General features: G+C 62.9%; 20 protein-coding genes. All 20 read left to right on the top strand.

Translation table 11 applies throughout. The features are described 5' to 3' along the window. Nucleotides 1-20: 20 nt before the first annotated feature. On the top strand, nucleotides 21-551 hold the full coding sequence (locus AC3WG5_RS11925) for a hypothetical protein (RefSeq protein WP_492568840.1): 531 nt from the start codon (nucleotides 21-23) through the stop codon (nucleotides 549-551). Between the two features lie 190 nt (nucleotides 552-741). After that, nucleotides 742-1,362 (top strand): DUF6441 family protein, encoded by a 621-nt coding sequence (locus AC3WG5_RS11920; protein ID WP_492568839.1) that lies wholly within the window; start codon nucleotides 742-744, stop codon nucleotides 1,360-1,362. A 200-nt stretch (nucleotides 1,363-1,562) separates the two neighbouring features. Next, nucleotides 1,563-2,180, top strand: coding sequence for a hypothetical protein (locus tag AC3WG5_RS11915; protein ID WP_492568838.1), 618 nt, complete (start codon nucleotides 1,563-1,565; stop codon nucleotides 2,178-2,180). 11 nt (nucleotides 2,181-2,191) lie between these two features. After that, nucleotides 2,192-4,222, top strand: a complete 2,031-nt coding sequence (locus AC3WG5_RS11910) for a phage terminase large subunit family protein (protein WP_492568837.1) — start codon at nucleotides 2,192-2,194, stop codon at nucleotides 4,220-4,222. Further along, nucleotides 4,222-4,440 carry a phage head-tail joining protein gene (locus AC3WG5_RS11905; protein ID WP_014086257.1) on the top strand — a complete coding sequence of 73 codons (219 nt, stop codon included), beginning with the start codon at nucleotides 4,222-4,224 and terminating at the stop codon, nucleotides 4,438-4,440. Before AC3WG5_RS11910 ends, AC3WG5_RS11905 begins: the two co-directional genes overlap by 1 nt. Before the next feature lie 3 nt (nucleotides 4,441-4,443). Further along, a complete protein-coding gene (locus tag AC3WG5_RS11900) occupies nucleotides 4,444-5,907 on the top strand; it encodes a phage portal protein (RefSeq protein WP_492568836.1) in 1,464 nt (487 codons plus the stop codon). Nucleotides 5,908-6,177: 270 nt separating this feature from the next. After that, nucleotides 6,178-8,181 (top strand): prohead protease/major capsid protein fusion protein, encoded by a 2,004-nt coding sequence (locus AC3WG5_RS11895; RefSeq protein ID WP_492568835.1) that lies wholly within the window; start codon nucleotides 6,178-6,180, stop codon nucleotides 8,179-8,181. Between the two features lie 67 nt (nucleotides 8,182-8,248). Further along, on the top strand, nucleotides 8,249-8,593 hold the full coding sequence (locus tag AC3WG5_RS11890; protein WP_492568834.1) for a DUF2190 family protein: 345 nt from the start codon (nucleotides 8,249-8,251) through the stop codon (nucleotides 8,591-8,593). Further along, a complete protein-coding gene (locus AC3WG5_RS11885; protein WP_492568833.1) occupies nucleotides 8,593-8,910 on the top strand; it encodes a head-tail joining protein in 318 nt (105 codons plus the stop codon). Before AC3WG5_RS11890 ends, AC3WG5_RS11885 begins: the two co-directional genes overlap by 1 nt. After that, nucleotides 8,907-9,317: a hypothetical protein gene (locus tag AC3WG5_RS11880; RefSeq protein WP_492568832.1), complete on the top strand. Its 411-nt coding sequence runs from the start codon at nucleotides 8,907-8,909 to the stop codon at nucleotides 9,315-9,317. The genes AC3WG5_RS11885 and AC3WG5_RS11880 overlap by 4 nt, the downstream gene beginning before the upstream one ends. Before the next feature lie 9 nt (nucleotides 9,318-9,326). Next, nucleotides 9,327-10,064 carry a phage tail tube protein gene (locus AC3WG5_RS11875; protein ID WP_492568831.1) on the top strand — a complete coding sequence of 246 codons (738 nt, stop codon included), beginning with the start codon at nucleotides 9,327-9,329 and terminating at the stop codon, nucleotides 10,062-10,064. 43 nt (nucleotides 10,065-10,107) lie between these two features. Beyond that, complete coding sequence (locus AC3WG5_RS11870) at nucleotides 10,108-10,473, top strand: hypothetical protein (RefSeq protein WP_492568830.1); 366 nt, start codon at nucleotides 10,108-10,110, stop codon at nucleotides 10,471-10,473. A gap of 41 nt (nucleotides 10,474-10,514) precedes the next feature. Further along, nucleotides 10,515-10,742 carry a DUF1799 domain-containing protein gene (locus AC3WG5_RS11865; protein WP_492568829.1) on the top strand — a complete coding sequence of 76 codons (228 nt, stop codon included), beginning with the start codon at nucleotides 10,515-10,517 and terminating at the stop codon, nucleotides 10,740-10,742. Nucleotides 10,743-10,775: 33 nt separating this feature from the next. Further along, on the top strand, nucleotides 10,776-13,574 hold the full coding sequence (locus AC3WG5_RS11860; RefSeq protein ID WP_492568828.1) for a phage tail length tape measure family protein: 2,799 nt from the start codon (nucleotides 10,776-10,778) through the stop codon (nucleotides 13,572-13,574). Further along, the gene (locus tag AC3WG5_RS11855; protein WP_492568827.1) at nucleotides 13,567-13,911 is read left to right on the top strand and encodes a phage tail protein; all 345 of its coding nucleotides are present in this window, start codon (nucleotides 13,567-13,569) and stop codon (nucleotides 13,909-13,911) included. Before AC3WG5_RS11860 ends, AC3WG5_RS11855 begins: the two co-directional genes overlap by 8 nt. 2 nt (nucleotides 13,912-13,913) lie before the next feature. Beyond that, the gene (locus AC3WG5_RS11850; RefSeq protein ID WP_492568826.1) at nucleotides 13,914-14,609 is read left to right on the top strand and encodes a phage minor tail protein L; all 696 of its coding nucleotides are present in this window, start codon (nucleotides 13,914-13,916) and stop codon (nucleotides 14,607-14,609) included. A 62-nt stretch (nucleotides 14,610-14,671) separates the two neighbouring features. Then, nucleotides 14,672-15,376: a C40 family peptidase gene (locus tag AC3WG5_RS11845; protein ID WP_492568825.1), complete on the top strand. Its 705-nt coding sequence runs from the start codon at nucleotides 14,672-14,674 to the stop codon at nucleotides 15,374-15,376. Next, a complete protein-coding gene (locus AC3WG5_RS11840; RefSeq protein WP_492568824.1) occupies nucleotides 15,373-15,927 on the top strand; it encodes a tail assembly protein in 555 nt (184 codons plus the stop codon). Before AC3WG5_RS11845 ends, AC3WG5_RS11840 begins: the two co-directional genes overlap by 4 nt. Then, nucleotides 15,927-19,151, top strand: coding sequence for a TipJ family phage tail tip protein (locus AC3WG5_RS11835; protein WP_492568823.1), 3,225 nt, complete (start codon nucleotides 15,927-15,929; stop codon nucleotides 19,149-19,151). The genes AC3WG5_RS11840 and AC3WG5_RS11835 overlap by 1 nt, the downstream gene beginning before the upstream one ends. After that, nucleotides 19,132-21,414: a hypothetical protein gene (locus AC3WG5_RS11830; protein WP_492568822.1), complete on the top strand. Its 2,283-nt coding sequence runs from the start codon at nucleotides 19,132-19,134 to the stop codon at nucleotides 21,412-21,414. The genes AC3WG5_RS11835 and AC3WG5_RS11830 overlap by 20 nt, the downstream gene beginning before the upstream one ends. The last annotated feature ends 3 nt before the right edge of the window (nucleotides 21,415-21,417 follow it).

Genomic DNA, 21,417 nt, shown 5'->3' with positions numbered 1-21,417 from the left:
AGGGGTGATTGGGAGTGTAAGTGATTCAAGATGTCGTGTTTTATGGCCTGTCGGATTCCGAACTTGTTCGTGTGGTGGCCAAGTCGATGGAGGTGCTGTCGTCTGGTGGCGCAAAGGCGATCGACTATGCTGCTGATGGTGGCGGTTGGTCTGATCTGACGGGCAACGATGGTTTGGCGGCGATGGCGGTGTGGGAGCAGGTGCTGTTGCTGCCTGCCGAACAGAACCTGGCGTTGATGTGGCGTGTACTGCGGGACAACCCGAGAATGGGCGATGCGGTTCTGAACGACCTGACGTGCTTTGTGGCGCATCACATTCGGGACGGAAACCGGTTTGGTCGTGAGGGGTTGCGCTACTGGGTGCGGCACTGGGCGCGGGGCGATGGGTCGAGCCGCGAGGCGGCCCAGCTGTATGGGCGGTCGTATGATACGCACCAGCGTTTCTACCGCGAGCAGGTCAAGCTTTGCCTGGATGGTTGGTTTATTGCGGCGAAGGGGGCGATGGAGCGGGTGGTTGCCGAGCAGTATGGGAATTATCGCGAGGCCGCTTGACAGGGTAAAAATCTGTCATTAAAGTTCGTTCTGCAGTTACCCATATTGCGTCCAGAGAAGCCCGAGGTTAATCCCCTCGGGCTTTTTGCATTGTTGGTCGCGGTTGTTTCTCCTTGCACTTCCTGTCTCCTTCGTTGGGTGTTTGACGCCTCGGGCTCTAGCTCGGGGCGTTTCCTTTTGTGGTGGCTCTATGGCTGGCGTAACGATCGATTTAGAAAAGCTGATCAAGGATAAAGCCAACAAGGCGCTGAGGCGTTTGCACTTCGATGCCAAGCCTCTGGTGGAAGCCAGGCTACAAGACGAAATCCGCGCCAAGTTCAACGTCAGGAAGAAGTCGTTTCCCAAAACGTTCAGAGGGTACGTCGCGTACAAGAACCCGGCCAGACCTCCGGTTGCCGTGTTCAAGTTTTCTGAAATGAAAGTGCCGTGGATTGGAATCCATGGCACGGGCGGCACCGTGTTGCCTCGCAATGGCAAAGGCTTGCTGATCCCGTTCAACGTGCGCGGCCAGCGTCGACTCTCGAACCAGCAGTTCCGCGATGTGATCGCCGGGCTGATGCGGTCCGGAAACTATGACTGGCGAAAGGGTGACGACGGCAAGGTCTATCTGTTTGCCGAGAACATTCGCGACAATGCCGATGAACTGCGCCGCTTCGGCAAGACCAAGACCGGTGCAGATGGAAAGCGGCGGCGCGTTGCCGAGTTGCCGGTTGCCGTGCTGGTGCCCAGGGTGAACATGCCCAAGCGCCTCGATGTCGACGACCTCACTCGCCGGGTGGTGCTGCCAGTCTACCGCCAGCTGTTGGGGTAGTCGGCGTAGCTCTGGCTACGGGTTGTGGTCGCGCCGTCGTTTAGCACCAAGATGGTGCGCGGTAATGGGTCCTTCCCCGGCCCCCGGGCATATACGGGTAGGCGGGGCCCAAGGGTTCGCTAGTCATAGGGGCTGTGGCCTTACTTAACTGTTAAGTCAGTTAAGCCATGAACCTTCAATTAACTGGTTACAAATGAACGATGACCGAGGAAATGCGAAAAAGCGAGTTCGCCGACTTCCTCGGCGTTTCGCGTGCTTACATCAGCCAGCTTGCCAAGGCTGATAGGCTGGTTCTATCGAGTGATGGCGATCGCATCCGTGTCCGCGAATCGCTTGAGCGCATTGCCAAAACCGGCAGCGCCGACAAGTCGGCCGTCGCCGCCCGCCATGCCCTGGAGCGTTTAGCCAAGGGCGGCAGTGCGGCCCCGGTGGCAGAGACTATCCGTGCGGCCGTAGGGTCGGATGCCACCCCGCCGCCGGCTGCTGGCCTGCCTGATCCGGCCAGGCTTCTGCTGTCCGATCCGATGGTCGCCTACAACGTTGCCCGGGCGCAGAACGAACAGAAGCGCGGCGAGCAGATGGATATTGAGCTTGCCAAGTCCCGCCGCGAGTTGATTTCGCAGGATGGCACCATCAAGGCCGTGACCGACCTGGCTTCGGCCACTCGCTCCGCTTTCGAGCGCATGCCTGATCGTATCGCCACCGTGCTGGCCGCTGAGACTGACCCGCACGCCGTCTACACCATGCTGCAAGACGAGATCGACAGCATCTGCGCCACGCTCAGCAAACAGGCAGGGGAACTGCTCGACAAAATCTAGGGTTGATTGCCATGGACCTTTCCGAATTCACGCAGCGGGCCTATGAGTCCGTGGTGGCGGCATGGTCTGCGGCATTTGCGCCACGGCCCCGTCTCACCGTTTCTGAGTGGGCCGATGCAAACCGCCAGCTCACCAGCGCCGAAACCTCCGAGCCAGGGCCATGGAAAACCGGTCGCGTGCCGTTCATCCGCGAGATTCAGGACTGCCTCAGTTCAAGCTCGCCGGTGCAGCGCGTCGTGTTCATGAAATCGACGCAGGTAGCAGGAACCGAGTCCGGGATCAACTGGACCGGCTACGTGGTCGACCAGAGCCCCTCTCCGATGCTGGTGGTGGAGCCGTCCATCGAGGTGGCCGAACTGTGGTCCAAGCAGCGCCTGGCCAACATGATCAGCGCCAGCCCTGTGCTGATGGCCAAGATTCCGCCCGCGCGCAGCCGGGACGGCGGCAATACCACGCTACTGAAAGAGTATCCTGGCGGCGTGCTGCGCATTGGTGGCGCCAACTCGGCCAAATCGCTGCGCTCGATGCCGGTGAAAAACCTGTTCCTGGACGAAGTCGACGCCTACCCCGACGACCTCGACGGCGAGGGCGACCCGGTCGGGTTGGCCGAAGAGCGCACCAACAACTTCCCGCGCCGGAAGATCCTGCTGGTCAGCACCCCCACGGTGAAGGGCGCCAGCACCATCGAAAAGGAGTTTCTGCGCAGCGACCAGCGCTATTACCACGTGCCCTGCCCGCACTGCGGCCACAAACAGCGCCTGGTGCACCCGCGTATGAAATACGTTTTTGCCGATGGTCGTGACGGTGATCCGGATGGTCTCGTCGATGTGGTTTACGTCTGCGAGTCCTGCGAGCAAGACATTCCCGAGCACCACAAGACGTGGATGCTGGAAAACGGCGAATGGGTACCAAGCTACCCGGAGCGGCAGGTGCGTGGTTATCACATCAACAGCTATTACTCGCCGATCGGCCTGGGTCGGACGTGGAAAGAGCGCGCCCGGCAGTTCCTGCTGGCGCAGAAAGACCCGGTCGAGCTCAAGCGCTTCATCAACACGGCGCTCGGCGAGACATGGGAAGACAAGTCGAACAGCATCAAGGCCCACGAGTTGGCGCAGCGTGCCAAGCCGTACAAGTTGCGGGTGATCCCGGGTGGTGTGCTGCTGCTCACCGCTGGTATCGATACGCAGGATGACCGACTGGAAATGTACGTCTACGGCTGGGGCCGGGGCGAGCGGTGCCACATCATCGACCGTATCATCATCTACGGAAACCCCGCGGCGCCGAGTACGCCCGAGCAGCCCAACGTGTGGGACCAGCTTTCCTGCCACCTCAATGGCCAGTACCGAAACCTGTTTGGTGTTGACATGCGTATCGAGGCAGTTGCCATCGATACGGCGGGTCACCACACCCAGTCAGCGTACCGGTTTGTGCGCAATTGGAAGGGGCGCACCCGGTTGTTCGCCATCATCGGCCGCGATAACAAGCCGCTGGTCAGTCGGCCTTCCAAGGTGGATGTCGACGACAACGGCGGCACGATCAAGGGTGGCCTGCAACTGTGGACGGTTGGTACCGACAAGGCCAAGAGCGCGCTGTTTGCCCGCCTGCTGGCTGATCGGCAAGCGATGGAGTCCGGCGGCGAGCTGTTCATCAACTTCAGCGACGACCTGGACGATGACTTCTACGAGCAACTCACCGCCGAGGTCTACGACCCGGTCAACAAGAAGTGGAAAAAGCGCAAGGGGCAGGAGCGCAACGAGGCGCTGGACTGCTGGAACTACGCTTACTTCGCCGCCTGCGCGCCGCCGCTGCGGATACAGAACGCCACCGATGCTGACTGGGATGTGCGAGAGCTGATCATCCAGCCCTCGGTGCGGGATATGTTCGCCGAACCGGTACCCGATAGACCGGCCCCTGAGCCGCCTCCCTCGCAGCGGCCTGCAGCCCAACCCACAAGCCCCGCCCCTAGCGGGGCTTCGTCGTTTTCGGAGCCGGATCAGAACGGTTACCTGCCCGATGCCGATGACTACTGGAGAGACGATTGATGACCACTTTCACCCTGGACGACCTGCGTGGCGTCGAGCAGGCCATCGCCACCGGCGAGCTGACTATCGAGCGCGGCGGCGACCGCGTTACCTACCGCAGCATGGACGACCTGATCCGGGCCCGCAACGTAATGCGCGAGGAGATGTCAGCCGCCGGCTTGCTGCCGGGCAGCGGTGGCCGTCACGTCACCACCTTCGCCCAATTCGACCGGGACTGAGCCATGAACCTGATTGATAGCCTGGTCGGGTTTTTCAGCCCGATGGCTGGCGTGCGGCGCTGGCAGGCCCGGCAGGCGCTCGAGCACGTGCGGGCCTACGAAGGCGCGAAGAAAGGCCGGCGCACTGCCGGCTGGAACACGCCGGGTACCAGCGCCAATGCCGAAAACCTGATGGCCTTGCCCACGCTGCGCAACCGCAGCCACGACCTGGTGCGGAACAACCCCTGGTGCAAGAAGGCGCTGGAGACCTGGGTGGGCGACGCCATCGGCGCCGGCATCCGCCTCGGCATCAGCAAGGACCATGCGGCCGGTAAGGGCTGGCTTGCATGGGCGGAAACTACCGCTTGTGATGCGGATGGCCTGTCCGACCTCTACGGCCTGCAGGCGCTGGCCGGTCGCTGCATGTGGGAAAGCGGTGCCGTGATCATCCGCCGCCGATGGCGTCGCACGTCGGATGGCTTGCCCGTGCCGATGCAGTTGCAAGTGCTGGAGCCGGATTACCTCGACCACGACAAGAGCGAGGACACCAAGACCGGTTACATCATCGGAGGTGTCGAGTTCGACAACCTGGGGCGCCGCGTCGCCTATTGGCTGTTCGACCAGCACCCCGGCGAGGCCACGCGCTACGGTCGCGTCCTGCAGTCCAAGCGCGTGCCAGCCGAGGACGTGATCTACGCCTTCAAGCGCTTGCGCCCCGGCCAGATCCACGGCGTGCCGGAGTTGGCGCCGGTCATCCTGCGCGCCCGCGACCTGGACGACTACGAGGACGCCGAACTGACGCGCAAGAAGGTCGAGGCGTGCTTCAGCGTTTTCGTCACCAGCGAAGGCGGCGCCAGCAGCGGCGTCGGCGATGTCGGTCAGGATGCCAAGGGGCGGCCTACCGAGCGCGTCGCGCCGGGCATGATCAAGCGGCTGCTACCTGGCGAGTCGGTCACGTTCGGCCAACCTACCGCGACCGCCGGCTATGCCGACTACGTGCGAGCGGGGCACCGCGCCCTGGCCGCTGGAGCCGGGCAGACCTACGAGCAGTTATCCGGCGACTTGTCTCAGGTGAATTACTCCAGCCTGCGCGGCGGCATGCTTCCATACCGTCGCAGCATCGAGGCGTGGCAGTGGCTGTGCTTCGTGCCGATGGTCTGCCAGCGCATTGTTGGCTGGTACAACGAAGCCGCCGACCTCGTCGGAAAGCGCCCCATCCCGACCGGTACCGAGTGGTCGGTGCCGAAACTGGAATGGACTGACCCCGTCAAGGACATGAAGGGCGAACTGCTCAAGGTAGCGGCCGGCGTTCAGTCGTTCAGCGAGCTGCAGCGCCGCCTTGGTAACCAGCCGGAAACGGTTCTGGCGGAGCTGACGGCCGACTGGGAGCGGCTGAGAGAGGCCGGCATTCCGATCAGCCTCGACGGGCTGATTGCGCTGCTGGCCACACCGGATGAACCATCAGGAGCCAACGATGGGAAAGCTTAGCCTTTTCGTTGGATTCATGATTGTGATGATCCTGCTGGTCTGGTTCGGTTCTGGAGATTCGTCCAGGAGCAGCGCGCCACCACTGCCAATGCCGAAAAAACCTCCTCCACCCATGCCAAAAGTGAAGTTGCCAGCACCTCCGCCCCCTCGGCGGGTTTGCTGCCGCTGTTACTGCTGTGGCGACAAAGCGCAGCCGCCGCCGTATGGCTGTGAGCCGCCTTGCTGACCCACGACCCGCCATCTGGCGGGTTTTCTCGTTTTGGAGGGCCTATGCCTCAACCCAACCAGCAAAGCCAGCCGCCGGCGCAGATCACCCGCAACGGCCTGCCGCTGGTCTCGCGGCTGCTGTCCGTTGACAGCGGCACCATCGATGTCGAGCAGCGCACCGTCGAGCTGGTCTGGTCCACCGGCGCCGCCGTGCGCCGCTTCGACTGGAACAACTGGCGCTACTACAGCGAGTCGTTGTCGATGCTGCCGGAGCATTGCCGGCTCAACCGCCTCAATGGTGGGGCGCCGATGCTTAACACCCACCAGCAGTGGGATCTCAAGGACCAGATCGGCGTCGTCGAGAAAGCATGGTTGGACAACGGCGAAGGCCGTGCCCTGCTGCGCTTTTCCAAGCGCGACGATGTCGAGCCCATCTGGCAGGACGTGGTCGACAAGATCGTGCGCAACGTCAGCGTCGGCTACATCGTCCACACCTACCAGATCACCGAGCGCGACGGCCAGACCCCGGAATACCTCGCGGTGGACTGGGAGCCGACCGAAATCAGCCTGGTACCCGTGCCGGCCGATGCAGATGCCGGCATCCGCAGCGCCACGCGCCCGGACGATGCGCCGAATTATCCGGTGCGATACCTGCAAGCCAACCAGGACGACCACCACGTCGATCCAATTCAGCCGCAAGAACCCGAAACCCGAAATCAGGAACCGACCATGACCCCGGAAGAAATCGAAGCCCTGCGTCAGCAGGAACGCACCGCCGCCATGCAGGCAGAAAATCAGCGCCAGAAGGACATCCGTAATCTGGTTGGGCTGTACCCGCAGTTGGGTACTGACTTCGCCCGCACCCTGATGGACGACCCCGCCTGCGATATCCATCGTGCCCGCGAGCTGGTTCTGGAACGGCTTGCCCAGAACAGCGATGCCAACCAGGAGCGCAGTGCGGCAAATGTCGAAACGCTGCAGGACGAAACCGAAGTTCGCCGCAGCGCCATGCAGGCGGCCATCCATCATCGCGCCTTCGGTGGTGATCTTCCCGAGGTGGCACGCCAGTATCGCGGCATGAACCTCACCGACATGGCGCGAGCCTGCGCCGAAGCCGCCGGCGCCAACGTACGTGGCCTGGCTCGTTCCGAGATTGTCGAGCTGGCGCTCAACAACACCCGCGGCTACGGCATGCACACCACGTCGGACTTCCCGGTGATCCTGGCCAACGAAGCCAACCGCTCCATGATGCGCGGCTACGAGCTGGCCGGGCAGACCTTCCGTCCGCTGGTGCGTGAAACCTCGGCGCCGGACTTCAAGGACGTGGTGAAGTTGCGCGTTGGCAATCAGGTTGAACTTAAGGAAGTGACCGAGGCCGGCGAATTCGAGATCGGCAACCTGAACGACGCCGATAGCGAGCGCTACAAGCTCCGCACCTACGGCCGCATCGTCAACATCAGCCGTCAGGTCATCATCAACGACGACCTGGGCGTGTTCACCGACACCGCCTTCGGTTTCGGTCGCAGCGCCGCCAACCTGGAATCCAACCTGGTGTGGGGGATGATCATCAACAACCAGAAACTGGGTGACGGCAAGGCGCTGTTCCACGCCGGCCACAGCAACATTGCCGCCGCCGCTGCTACCGTCGGCATCGATGCCATCGACGCGCTCGACCAGTTGATCGGTGCGCAGACTGAGCCGGGTACTGGCGACGATCTCAACCTGTACGGCAAGTACATCCTGGTGCCGCGCACCCTGCGCCTGGCCGCCCAGCGCGCCATCGGCTTCGTGTCGGCCACCGAGGTGGACAAGCTCAACCCGCTGGCAGGCCAGTACCAGGTTATCGCCGAGCCGCGCCTGACCCGAAACAGCGCCACCCGCTGGTATCTGGCTGCCGGTCCGGAATCGGCGCCCACCATCGAACTGGCCTACCTCGAGGGCCAGCGCGGCGTGTATACCACCAGCCGCGAGGGCTTCGAGGTGGATGGCGTGCAGGTCAAGGGCCGCATCGACGTCGGCGTCGGCCTGATGGACTACCGCTGGATTACCACCAATCCGGGCCAGTAAGCCCGCTGACGCCCCATGACGCCCGCCCTTGTGCGGGCGTTCTCATTTCCTGATCGGAGATTGACCCATGCGCAATTACAAATCCACCGGCGCCACCCTGACCCAAGTCGCCACCGTCGTGACGGCTTCGGGTGAACCAGTGCTGAACGGCAATCTGTTCAGCGTTGCCCAGCACGCCGCCGTGATCGGCGACCCGCTCACCTCGACCACGCTGGGCGTGTACGAGCTGCCGAAAGACGCCGCAGCCGTGTTCACCCTCGGCGAGGAAGTCTGGTTCGACCCCGCCGCCAAGACCTGCGGTGAGAAAGCTGCCGGCAAGCACCTGATCGGCACCGCTTTCGCCGCAGCGGCCAACGGCACCACCAGCGTTGACGTGCGTCTCAACGGCATTTCGACCACCGTCGCCGCCTGATGAACGCCTTTGACCGCCTGAACCGCAGCCTGGGGCGCCTGGCCAGTGATGGCGTCATGGGTGAGTCGGTCAGCGTGGACGGTCAGCCCTACACCGGGGTATTCCACCGTGAGGATGGAAACGGTGTGGCGCTGGGCTTCGTTCGCGGCGAAGCGCTCAAAACCGCCACGCTGGCCATCTTGCTGGACGACCTCGGCAGTGCCGTCATCAGCGAGGGGGTTGCTGTCGTGGCGGACGGCGATCACTGGCGCGTGTCGCAACCGCCAGAGCGGCGCGGCGACGGCTTTCTCACCCTCTCTCTGGAGCTGCAACCATGAGCAACCGCAGCGCCCTGCTGATCGCCCTGGCCGGCGCCGTCATGGCAGCAGGAACCGCTGCCGGCATCCCCGCCGGCAATCAGTTTGAAAACCGCACGGCCGACATCGGTTCCAGCCAGTTGCCGGCGCTCAATATCCGCCGCCGGAGCGATGGCGGATTGTCCGAAGCCACCAGCGCCAGCCGCACCCGCCGACTGGAACTGGCGATCGACCTCTACGGCAATGGTGACAGTCGTTTCGATGTACTCGATGCAGTAGAGGATGCCGTCACCACCGCCGTACTGGCGCTGAAGGAAAGCCTCTACTACGTCGATGCCGTCGAAACCGCCACCGACTGGGATCTGGAAGACCTCGCCATCGCCTACGCTGCCGCGCGGATCGTGGTCAGCATCGACTACATCGCATAGGAACACACCATGCCTCAAAACCTCAGTTTCATCGGCAAGGGCGAACTGCACCTTGCTCCTCGTGGCACCGGCCAGTATGTGTCGGTGCTCAACCTGGCTTCGCTCAAGGTCTCCCCTGAGATCGATGAAAAGAAGCTCGCCAATACCACCTCTATCGCGGGGGGCGATCTCGATATCTACGCTGAGGTCAAGGGTGTTGGCATCACCTTGGGGGGTATCAGCCAGTTCAGTAAAGAGAACCTGGCGCTGCTGCTCAAGGGCAGCACCTCCAGCGTGACGGGCGGCGCGGTGGTGGCCGAGCCAATCAAGGGCTATGCCGGCAAGCTCGCTGCCCTGGCCAAGATCGTCGACACCACCAAGCCGGTGACCGTGAAGAACGGCGCCGCCGAAATCGCTGCCGGGGACTACATCGTCACGGCTGGCGGCATCCGCTTCCTGGCGGGTGCCGCGGGCTTCGCTGATGGTGACGACCTGGCTGTCGATTACACCGCCCTGGCAGCCGAACGCATCGATGCGCTGACTCAGCCGGGACAGGAGTACGAGGCCCGCTTCATCGGCCTCAACGCCGCTGACGGTGGCGCCCCGGTCGTCGTGCAGTGCCACCGCGTGCGCCTGGGTGCGGGCGGCCTGGACCTGATCAGCGAAGGCAGCGATTTCGCCAAGTCCGAGCTGACTGGCAGCCTGCTGGTGGATACCAGCAAAACAGGCAACGGTATCAGCCAGTACCTGTACATGCTGCGCGCCTAAATCCAACCCGTAACGCCCCGCCCTAGCGGGGCTGGAGAACACCATGTTTGTCATCAATCAGAACCCGATCATCAAGTGGCCGGTGAAGGTGGTGCTGCCGGCTGACGGTGGCGTCGAGCAGACGGCCGAGCTGGTTGCGCATATCCGCCTCCTGCCGCCGGAGCAGTACGAGTCGCTGACCAAGATCAAATCGTCCGAGTCGCTATCCCTGGCGCTTGAGCAAGGCAGCGCGGCGCTGTCTGAATTCGTGGCTGACTGGGAGTCGGTACGCGATCCACAAGGTGAGGCGGTGCCGTACTCGCCGGAGGCGCTGCGGTCCGCCCTGACGGGGGCCGGTGGCAACTACGTCGCGTTGGCGTTCTGGAAGGCGGTACACGACGTACACCTGCACGGCCGCGAAAAAAACTGACCTCCGTCGCCCGGCATCTTGCGTATGGCCTGCCGGGCGACGTGGAGCTGTATTCGGCCAACGCCCTGGCGGTGCGGTTGTGGGTCAGCGTGGCCGGCCAGTGGCGGCGTGCCGGCATGACGGGCCTGCCCGTCGCGCTGGACTACGCTGCCGTCGAGTCAGTGATGAACATGCAGTCCATTCCCCGCCGGCAGCGTGGGGCGCTGCTGGATGACTTGAGAGTTATGGAGCGGGTCACGCTGGACGTGTGGAGCGAACAGCGTGGTTAAAAGTCGTAAATGCCACAGGAAAGGGGTCCAGCCATGGCAGCGGTAAACGGTGGCTCGCTGGTCATTAGTGTGGAGGCCGATGTTACCCATCTGCAGGCCGGTATTACGGCGGCCAGCCGTGCTGTTACGGCCGGGTCGGAGCAGATGGAGGCTGGTGCAAGGCAGGCCGCCCACGCACTGGAGGCCGTGGGCGACAGTGGCGGGGCAGCGGCTGGCAAGATCGACCAGTCGACCAGCAGCATGATCAGCGATATCCAGCGCACCACTGCGGCGATGCAGGCGGGTGGCAAATCCAGCAGCGAGTATTTTCGCTTGTTGGCAGGTCAGCGCGGTGTCGATGTCGATGCGCTGAGGCCCTATCTAGATCAACTGGATGCCGTGTCGGTCAGGCAGCACAGAACAGGGGTCAGCGCGGCACAGATGCAGGCGGCTCTGCGGCAGGTGCCGGCGCAGTTCACCGATATCGCTGTCTCGATTGCGTCTGGCCAGCAGCCGCTGACCGTGCTCTTGCAGCAGGGTGGGCAGCTCAAGGATATGTTTGGTGGGGCGCTGCCGGCTGCCAGGGCGCTCGGCGGCTACCTTGTGGGATTGATCAACCCCTACACGCTCGCCGCTGCTGCCGCAGCGGGACTGGCGTACGCCTACTACGTGGGCAGCCAGGAGGCTGACGGCTACACCAAGGCGCTGATCCAGACCAACAATGCGGCCGGCACGTCGGCCGACGCCATGGCCACCATGGCGGCCCGTATCGCCGAAACGACCGGGACACAGCATGCCGCCGCCGAGGCGCTGGCCGCGCTGGCCGGGTCGGGTAATGTGGCGTCGGTCAATCTGCAGCGTTTTGCGGCGGTCGCGCTGGAATCGTCCGACGCGAGCGGCACCGCGGTTGAAGAGATAGCCAAGCAATTCAGCGATCTGGCCAAGGAGCCGCTGAAGGCGGCGCTCAAGCTGGATGAAAGCATGCGCTTTCTGACCGCCTCGACCTACGAGCAGATCGAATCGCTGGAGAAACAGGGACGCACCACCGAGGCCGCCAATGTGGCGCAGAACGCCTATGCCGATACGCTGGCGGCGCGGACCAAGGAAATGCAGGGCAACCTCGGCACCATCGAACGCGGATGGAACGCGATCAAAGACGCGGTGAAGGGGGCGGGTGATGCGCTGCTGGATATCGGCCGCAAAGATACGTTGGCGGAGCAGATTGCCGAGAAGAAGGTTGCCCTCGCCCGCGCCAAAGCGCACGCAGGAGACTTTTCCCAGCCGTCTGGGCTGGTGGCGCAACTGTCGAACGAACTGGCGGGGCTGGAGGCGGATGCGCGGCGGCTGCAAACCGATGCAAATCGGGATGCCGAGCGTGAGGCGACCCGTAAGTCGGGTATTGCCGCACTGAAATATCTGGACGATATGACGGCGCGCGTGGCCAGCAATGCGGACAAGCGCAAGAAGGAAGTTGAGCAGTATCGTCGTGCCGTGGCCGAGCTGAAGGCTGCGGGAGGTGGTGCCGAGTACACCCCAGAGCGCATGAGGGCCGATGAGGCCAGGATTGCCGATAAATACAAGGATCCCAAGCAGCCAAAGCCCCGGAAGGGGCCGACGTCGGGTGGCCTGAATAAATTCGAGTCGGCCGAGTCCAGTCTCGATGCGGCGATCTTGAGTGCGCAGGAGTACGTCAAGCGGCTGCAGGATCAATACAGCGGGGTCGCGTATGCCAATGAGCTCACGCCTGGTGAGAAGAAGCTCAATGAACTGACGGAGCGCCGGAAAAGCCTGCTCGAGAACGAGCGAAGCTTGTCCGCCGAACAGAGAAAAAACCGCGACCTTGAACTGAAGTCGCTGGACTCGCAGATTACAAAGGCCGCTCGGCTTGCCGAGATCGAAAAACAGGGTATCGCGATCAAGCAGGCTGCCGAGTTGACGCGGCAGTACGAAACTCCGCTTGAACGGCTGCAGCGCGAGCATGGTGTCAACGTTCGCGATATCACCGGCAATACTCAGTTGAGCGAGGAGGAGCGTCAGCGGCTGCTTGGACGTGAGAATCAGCGCAATCAGCTGTCCATCGATCAGGTGCAGAACAGCGTTCGCGGCGATCTCGGCATGCTCTCGGACACCGATAAGATTGTCCAGGCTCATCAAGAGATGCAGCGACGTATCTCCGAGGCGTGGGCCGAGGGATCGCAGGAGCGAGTACAGGCGGAAGTAGCCGCGCAGCAGAAGCTGCAGCAGGACATGACTGCGCTGGAGAATCAGAAGGCCAGCCTGATCCTGAGCATGTCAGGTCAGGTCTTCGATGGGCTTGCTTCCATGGCCGAGCAGGCAGGAGGCAGGCAGTCGGCCGCCTACAAGTTGATGTTCGCCATGAGCAAGGCGACGGCGATCGCCCAGGCCGTCATCAACACCGAAGAGGCGGCGACCAAGGCCATGACTCTGGGGCCGATTCTTGGCATACCTGCCGCTTCGATGATCCGCGGGCTTGGCTATGCCTCGGTTGGCGTGATGGCTGCGCAGGCAATTCAGGGCATGGCCCACGACGGTATCGACAACATCCCGCGTGAAGGCACCTGGTTGCTGGACCGTGGCGAGCGGGTGGTGGACAGCCGCACCAATGAGGACCTGAAACGCTACCTGGCGCGGCAGAATCAGGGGACGCAGAGTGGTGGAGCCAAGCTGAACGTGGTCATCAACAACAACGCCGGCGCGCAGGTGGACGTGCAGCAGGGAGTGGACAAAGACGGCGCGGCGCAGCTGATTATTACCATGGAGCGCGTGGCGGATTCGGTCTACAGCCGCCGCCAAGCCGCCGACTTAAGGCCGGGAGGTGTTCTGAGTGGCTGAAACGTTTGATTTTCCATTTGAGCTGGGTGCAGGGGGCGAAGAAGCGCCGCGCACGCGCCAGGTCAGCTTTGGGGATGGTTACCAGCAGAGCATCGAGGACGGCATCAATACGCTGCAGGTATCGTGGGGAATCACGGTCAGTGGTGATCACGCTCGCATCATTACCGCGCGCGATTTTCTGCGGCGCCATGCCGGCGTGCGCTGGTTCTGGTGGCGCCCTCCGTTGGAGTCGGAACCCGTCAAGGTCAAGTGCAAGAGCTGGCGTCCTGTGCATACCAGCACCACGTCCGCCTCTCTTGCGCTGACGCTTGAGCGTGTTTACAACCCCGGAACCTAATCATGGCCATCATCGACGCTGAAATCCAGCTGCTCAACCCTGACGCCCAGGTTGAGCTCTACGAAATCCGCCCGCCGGCCAGCATCGCCGTCGAGCCGCTACGCCTCACCGCCAGCGGCAACGGCGAGCCGCTGACGTTCCAGGGCATCACCTATCAGCCGTGGGCGATCAAGGCGAGCGGGTTCGAGTCCAGCAGCAAGGGCTCGGCGCCGCGGCCGACCTTGTCGGTCAGCAACATCGCCACCACCGACGCCGGCCAGACGGTGCGCGGGCTGTTCACTGCGATGGTGATGCAGTACCAGGGTCTGGTCGGCTGGACGGTGATCCGCCGGCTGACCTATGCCAAGTTCCTCGAGGGCGGGGCGCTGGCCGGCGCGCCGGAGATGCACCCCGAGGAAATCTGGCTGATCAACCGCCGCGCCGGCGACAACGGCGAGGTAATCGAGTTCGAGCTGCGTTCGGCGCTGGACATGGCAGGACGTCGCGCCCCGGGTGTGCTGGCAACCCGTTATTGTCCGGCGCACGTGATCTACCGTGGTGCCGACTGCGGCTATATGGGCGCGGCGATGTTCGACAGCAACGACCAGCCTACCGGCGACCCGCTCAAGGACATTTGCAGCAAGCGGCTATCCGGGTGTCAGTGCCGGGGCAATTCCGAGCATTTTGCCGGGTTCCCCGGCATGCGCCGGTATAGCTGATCCCCTCGTTTCATTGTGCAAGCCCCGCCTTCGTGCGGGGCTTCGTCGTTTCTGGAGCTTCTATGCGCGCCACCCCTTCACAGATCGGCCAGCTGCTGGCGTTGGCCGAAGCCTCGCCGCATGCCGAGATTTGCGGCGTGGTGCTGGATTCTGGACGGCTCTGGTCGTGCCGCAACATCGCTGCCCGGCCTGCCGATCAGTTCGAGATCGATCCGGTGGACTACGCCGCGGCCGAACGCCTCGGGCGGGTCGCCGGGATCTGGCACAGCCACCCGCACGGCGGCGCCGAGCCGTCGATGATCGACCGCGCCATGTGCGAGCGCACGAAGCTGCCCTGGCACATCGTCAGCGCGCCGGATGGCGACTACCGCCTGATCGAGCCGTGCGGCTGGCTGGCGCCCTACGACGGCCGTCCGTACTGCTACGGGCTGTTCGACTGCTGGGAAATCGTCCGTGACTGGCATCGGCGCGAGCGCGGCGTGGAGCTGTGGCGCAAGCCGGGCACCTCCGATGGCTGGTGGGCGAAACACGACTGGTCGGCGGAGTGCATCGCGTCTGCCGGCCTGGTGCCGGTGGCCAGCGATCTGCAGCCGGGCGACATCCTGTTCATGCGCTGTGATCCGGCGTCCGTCGGCCCCGATCACTCGGCCGTGTATGTCGGCAACGGCCGCATTCTGCATCAGCTGCGCAACCGGCCTTCCGACTACTCGATCTACGGCGGCCACTGGCAGCGCATCACCACCCATCGATTGAGGCATCAACCATGACGATCAGAACCATCCGCCTCGGCGGCGCGCTCGCTGAGCAGTTTGGTGCCGAGCACCGTCTGGCTGTCGATCACGTCGGCGAAGCGGTGGTGGCGCTGAATGCGCTGTACCCGGGTTTCAATAACGCGATCCGCGCTCTGGATGAGCGGGGCATGGTGTTTCGCGTCACTGTGGCCGATCGGGATGTGTCGGAGAACGAGCTGACCCTGGTCTCCACCGGCGACATCCTGATCATGCCGGTGATTGCCGGTGCCAGCAGTGTGGTGCAGACCGTGGTGGGTGCCGTGTTGATTGTGGTCGGCGCCTACTTTAGCCAGGGCTGGATGGTCTCTATCGGGGTCGGCATGGTGATGGGAGGTGTCGTCGGAATGATGACCCCTATCCCGACTGTCGACGCGGGTAGTGCCGACAGCGGCAACAGCAAATCGTCATACCTGTTTGGGGGCGCGCAGAATCCTGGCGCCCAAGGCGTGCCGGTCCCGGTGGGCTGCGGGGTGCGGCGCTACACGGGCATCATTGTCAGTGCCGGCATCAGCGTTGAGGATGTGTGATGAAAGAGCCTATTTTTGGTGCTGGCGGCGGCGGCGGCGGCAAAGGGGGTCGTGGCTCTGCGCACACGCCTGTCGAGGCGCCGGATACCCTGCAATCTATGGCGACCGCGAGAGTCCTGATGCTGATGGGGTTGGGGCAAACGGTTGGTCCTGAGAATGGGCTGCAGTCCATTCTTCTCGATGGCGTTCCTGCTGCAAACTCTGACGGATCGTTGAATTTTGAACGGGGTTATGTCGAGTGGCGGATTGGCACTCAGGATCAGGACCGCATTGACGGATTCAGCGAGATCGAGACCGAGTACGGCGTCGGCGTCGAGGTCAAAACGACCGCGCCGGCAACGCGCCAGATCGATGATCTGGATGCCGACGCGGTTCGCGTTACTGTGTCGGTTCCGGCGCTGCTGGAGGTCAATTCCAGCAACGGCGATACCTACCCGACATCCGTCGAGCTCGCCGTCGACTTGAAACCGGCTGTCGGCGCCTGGGTCGAGGCCAAGCGCATCGCCATCAGCGGCAAAACACGCAGCAAATACCAGCGCTCGGTGCGCATTCCGCTGGACGGCGCCGGGCCGTGGCAGGTGCGTGTGCGCCGCATCACGGCGGACAGCTCCACGCAAAACCGGCAGAACATCACGACGTGGGACAGCTACACCGTCATCAACGACGCGCCTCTGCGGTATCCGAACTACGCGCTGCTTGGACTGCGCTTCGACGCCAAGGCGTTTTCCAGCTTCCCGAAAATCGAGGTGCGCTGGAAGCTCGCCGTCCTGCAGGTGCCGAGCAACTACGATCCAGCGACGCGCTCCTACAGCGGGCCGTGGGACGGCACGTTCAAACCGGCATGGAGCGATAACCCTGCCTGGTGGCTGTGGACCTACGCCACAGACAGCCGCTACAACGTCAACATTCCGCCCGGCGCCTGGAAGTGGGATTTGTACCGTATCGCGCAGTGGTGCGATCAGCTGGTCAGCGATGGCCAGGGCGGTACCCGGCCGCGCTTTACCTGCAACTTCATCCAGTCCGAGAGCGTCGACGCGTGGAAAGTGCTGCAGGACATCGCCTCGGTGTTCTGTGGCAGGGTGTTACCGTTTGCTGGCGGGGTGCGGGTGACGGCCGATATTCCCGGCGACGTGCCGGCCAAGCATTTCATGCCGGCCAACGCCAAAGAGGGGCGTTTCACCTACAGCAGTACCGAGATGGCTGATCGTCAAACGGTGGCCGTGGTGTCGTTTGTCGACCCGGACGATAGCGACAAGCGCGCGACGGAGTACGTGGAACATACCGAGGGGCTGGCGCTGTACGGCTACCAGCCGGCCGAAGTGGCCGCCGTCGGCTGCACCAACCGCGCCCAGGCGCAGCAGCTGGGGCGCTACATCCTGGAGACCGCGCAGAGCGAGACCGAGATGGTGTCGTTCGGCACCGGCACCTACGGCATGGATCTGATGCCGGGTGAGCTGTTTTACGTGGCCGACCCGACAGTGGCGGGCGGACGTTTCGGCGGTCGGCTGCTTGGAGTGGATGGTGTGGCTGTCCTGCTCGATGCTCCGGTGTTGCTGTCCGTCGGCGTGAGCTACAGCCTGGAGGTGCCAATGCCGGACGGCACGCTGGTGCGGCGCGGTGTGACCAATGTGGCCAGTATGACGTCCAGCCTGGTGCTGGTCGCGCCGTTCCCGGATACCCCGGTCGAGGGAACCACCTGGCTGCTGGTGGCTACCAACGTGCAGCCCACGCTGTGGCGCTGCGTGCGCAATGCCGAGTCCAAGGACAATCCCGGCGAGCGCGAAATCAGCGGCGTGCAGCATGACCCGAACAAGTGGCAGCGCATCGATCAGGGTATTCGCGTGGCGCCGCCGCCGTCCTCGCTGATCTCTGGCGAGCCGGAGGGGGTGCGAGGGGTTCTGATCAGCGAGTCATTGCGCGAGGTCGACAAGGCCGTCATCAACGTGGCGGATGTGTCGTGGCAGATGCCTGGCGCAGCGGCGCGATTCGAGGTTGCCTGGAGGGTGAACGGTGGCAACTGGGCGACGGGCACTGTGTATTCGCCCTCGTTTGAAATTTTGAGGCCAGGGGCCGGTGATTTAGAAGTTCGGATTACCTGCGTCGACGTGCTGAGTCGCCGTGTGATGACGATGGCCAGTGCCAAGCTGTTTGGGCTGACGAAATCGCCCGAATCGCTGACCGGGTTGGATATGGCACCGTTCAATGGATTTGCACTGTTGTCGTGGCCGCAGTCACCCGACATCGATGTGCGGGTCGGGGGCGTCATCCGTATCCGGCACTCGCCACTGTTGTCCGGCGCCTTGTGGGATAGCGCGACGGACATCGGCCCGTCGATTCCGGGCTCGGCGACGCAGGCGACGTTGCCGTTGCTGTCGGGTACCTATCTGGCCAAGCCGGTAGATAGCGGTGGGCGTGAGTCTGGCGATGCCGTATCCGTATCGACCAACGCCCCCGCCATCATGCAATTCAACGCTGTTGAGGCATTGGTTCAGCATCCGGTTTTTGCTGGACAGGGGAGTGGTTGCATTGGAATCGATGGGCGTCTCAAATTGGTTGGAGTCCTATCCATGGATGACTGGCCGGACGTGGATTCGCTGCCAAGCTGGGATACGGCAGGCGGAGTCATTCCGCGTGGCGAGTATGTGTTTGATCGCCTCGTGGATCTGGGGTCGATCGATACCTGCCGCATCACGGCAGCCATCGAGACGGAGAGTTACCTCGTCACGGATGTCATGGACAGCTGGGGTGATGCCGATTCCCGTCAGAGTTGGGATGGGTCTCCATCCGGGCTCACGGCAGCCATCATCGAAATCTCGACCACAGACGGTGATCCGGCGCTCGGTGATTGGTCGGCCTGGTCGATGCTGCGCATCGGCGATTACAGGGCGCGCGCATTCCGTTTCCGCGTGGTGCAAGAGTCGTTCGACCCTCTGGCTACGGGGGATGTGCTTGCCCTGTCCGTCACGGTGGATATGCCAGATCGTATCGTCGAATACGCCGATCTTGTCGTTCCTGTGGAGGGACTGCAGGTCAATTTCATTCCGCCATTCAGGTCGATCCCTGCAGTAGGCGTTACCGCACAGGGATTGCAACCTGGTGAATACGTAGAAATCACAGCCCGCACCAAAGCGGGCTTTTTTGTTGCCATTAAAAACGCATCCGGCCAAGGCGTGCAGCGCACTGCCGATGTGATCGCAAAGGGGTATGGATATGACGCAGCATAGTATGGCGATCAGCAATGCCAACGGTGCGGCCGTCAGGGCTGACGTTTCCGCCGCGCTGCAAGCGCTGGCCTCGAACAATGGCGGCAATGCCGCGCCCGGGGTGACGTATCCGGGAATGTGGTGGGCGGACACTGGCAGTGGTGTGCTCAGACAGCGCGACGCGGGTAATACTGGATGGATCGTGCGCGCATCTCTGGCCGAGACCATGGTAGTGCCGCGGGTCGCCGACACCGCTCTGATGGTCGGTGACTATGGCCGCTGCATTATCGCCACCGGCTCTTGGACACAAAGCCTCGATGCTGCGGTGACGCTGGGCGATGGTTGGTATGTCGAATATCGCAACAACGGCACGGGAGTGATCACGCTTGATCCCATCTCCGGCGAGACTATCGACGGCGCGTCGACTGTCCAGTTGGCGCCAGGTGAGGCGTGCAAGATTTTCTGCAGCGGCATGGAATTTCATACTGTCGGCCGCACTGCTTCGGCCCTGCAAAACCAGACGGCCACAGCCTTCGACTCGACCGGAACCGCGCCGAGCTACGCGCTGACGCCGGTACCGGCGTTGACGACCTACGCCGGCAACCCGCGCTTCCACGTCAAATTCCACGCGGCCGGAACAGGGGCGGATACGCTGAACGTGTCGACGCTCGGGGCGAAGAGCATCAAGCAGTACGACAGCGTAGGTAATAAGGTTGCGCCCGTGATTGTGGCGGGCCAGCTCGCGGATTTGACATACGACGGAGTGGACTTCGTGATTCTCGATCCGCTGCCGCCGGCTCTGGGTATGTCAGTCCCGGTTCGCCAAACCGTGCTGTCTGGGGTGGCCGACACCAACGGCCGCGCCAACTTCATCAGTGCCGGCGCCGGTCTGTCCTGCAACCTGTCGGCCACGGCGGTGGCGCTGGTGCTGGCCTTCGCGGCGGGGTTCGGCCCGGCCGGGCAGGTGGATTACGTCGAACGGATCACCGTGGATGCGGCCGGTTACTGGTCGGGACTCCCCGCCAACAACCTGAGCTACCTGACCCTCACCCGAAACAGCGCCGGCAACCTGTCGGCCGGCTCGACGCTGGCGCCGGTGCAGTATGGCTATGCCTACAACAAGGCGGCCCAGGCGCTGCTGCATTTCGATGGCGCGGCTGGCTCGACTTCGTTCCTGGATGACTTCGGCAACACTTGGACGGCGCAGGGTGGCGCCAAGCTGCAAAGCAACTGGGCGCAGTTCGGCGGTACGGCGCTAGGTGGTGGTGGTACTAATAACGCTCTGAACGGTACGACGGATTACATCAAATCTACGAGTTTCACGTCGTTTGGTACTGCAGGTTGGGCGCTTAGGGCGAAGGTGCAGCCAAGCTCGCTCCCGACTGGCAGTAACTTCATGTCGGTAGTGTCGGGCAATAATGCTACTTACTACGGCGTAGACTTGGGTATTTTTGGCAACTCTGGAACACCTAAGTTCTCTGTCAGCCTTTCGTCAACCGGCTCCTCTTGGGACTTAGCCGCCAACCTCGTTGGCACTACGACGCCTGTAGTCGGTACGGCGTATTACATTGAACTAACTTACGATGCTGTGGCAGGGGTATATCGCTTATACGTAAACGGCGTACAAGAGGCGTCTGTCTCCAGTGCATCCAAAATCTGTGCCTTCACGCTGTTGTCGATTGGTGCCAAGGCGAATGGGTACTACTTCAACGGCTACATCGACGAGTTCGAGTTCCTTCCCTACTGCGATCACCCGGCCGGCACCACCTACGCTGTGCCTACGGCGGCCAAGTCGATCGCCACCGCAGGCTATGCCTCCGACTGGTTCGACCTGTCGACGTTCACCATGAAATCGCCGTCGGCGGCCAGCACTGGCGCTGGCAACAATCCGGCATTTGCCACCGCCAACAAGCTCTATGTCGGTGAGGCGACCGCTGGGGCTGCCTCGGTAACGAGTGCTATCGGCTACGCGTACCTGGGCAAGTACGTCAGTCAGGAGACACCCGTCGTTGGCCAAACGACCTACGCCTTCAACCACAATCTCGGGGTAAGCACTGACATGGTTCGCACGAATGTAATGGTGCGGGAAGGGGCAAATCAGCCATGGCGGCAGTGCATGCCCTACCATGCGATCTCCTCTGTCGGTTACGGCATTCAGGTGAACGGCACCACCTCGCGTAACACCAATCGGGTTTTCACCTCCAACAACCCGATGACCAACGACGCCAATAGCGCATGGATAACAACGGGTAACGTGAAAGTTCTCGCAGAACGCGCTTTCTAATGA

This window comes from Pseudogulbenkiania sp. FW507-F1, from assembly GCF_058781125.1.
Note: the sequence above shows the minus strand (reverse complement) of the source record. Positions and strands in the feature narration are given on the sequence as shown.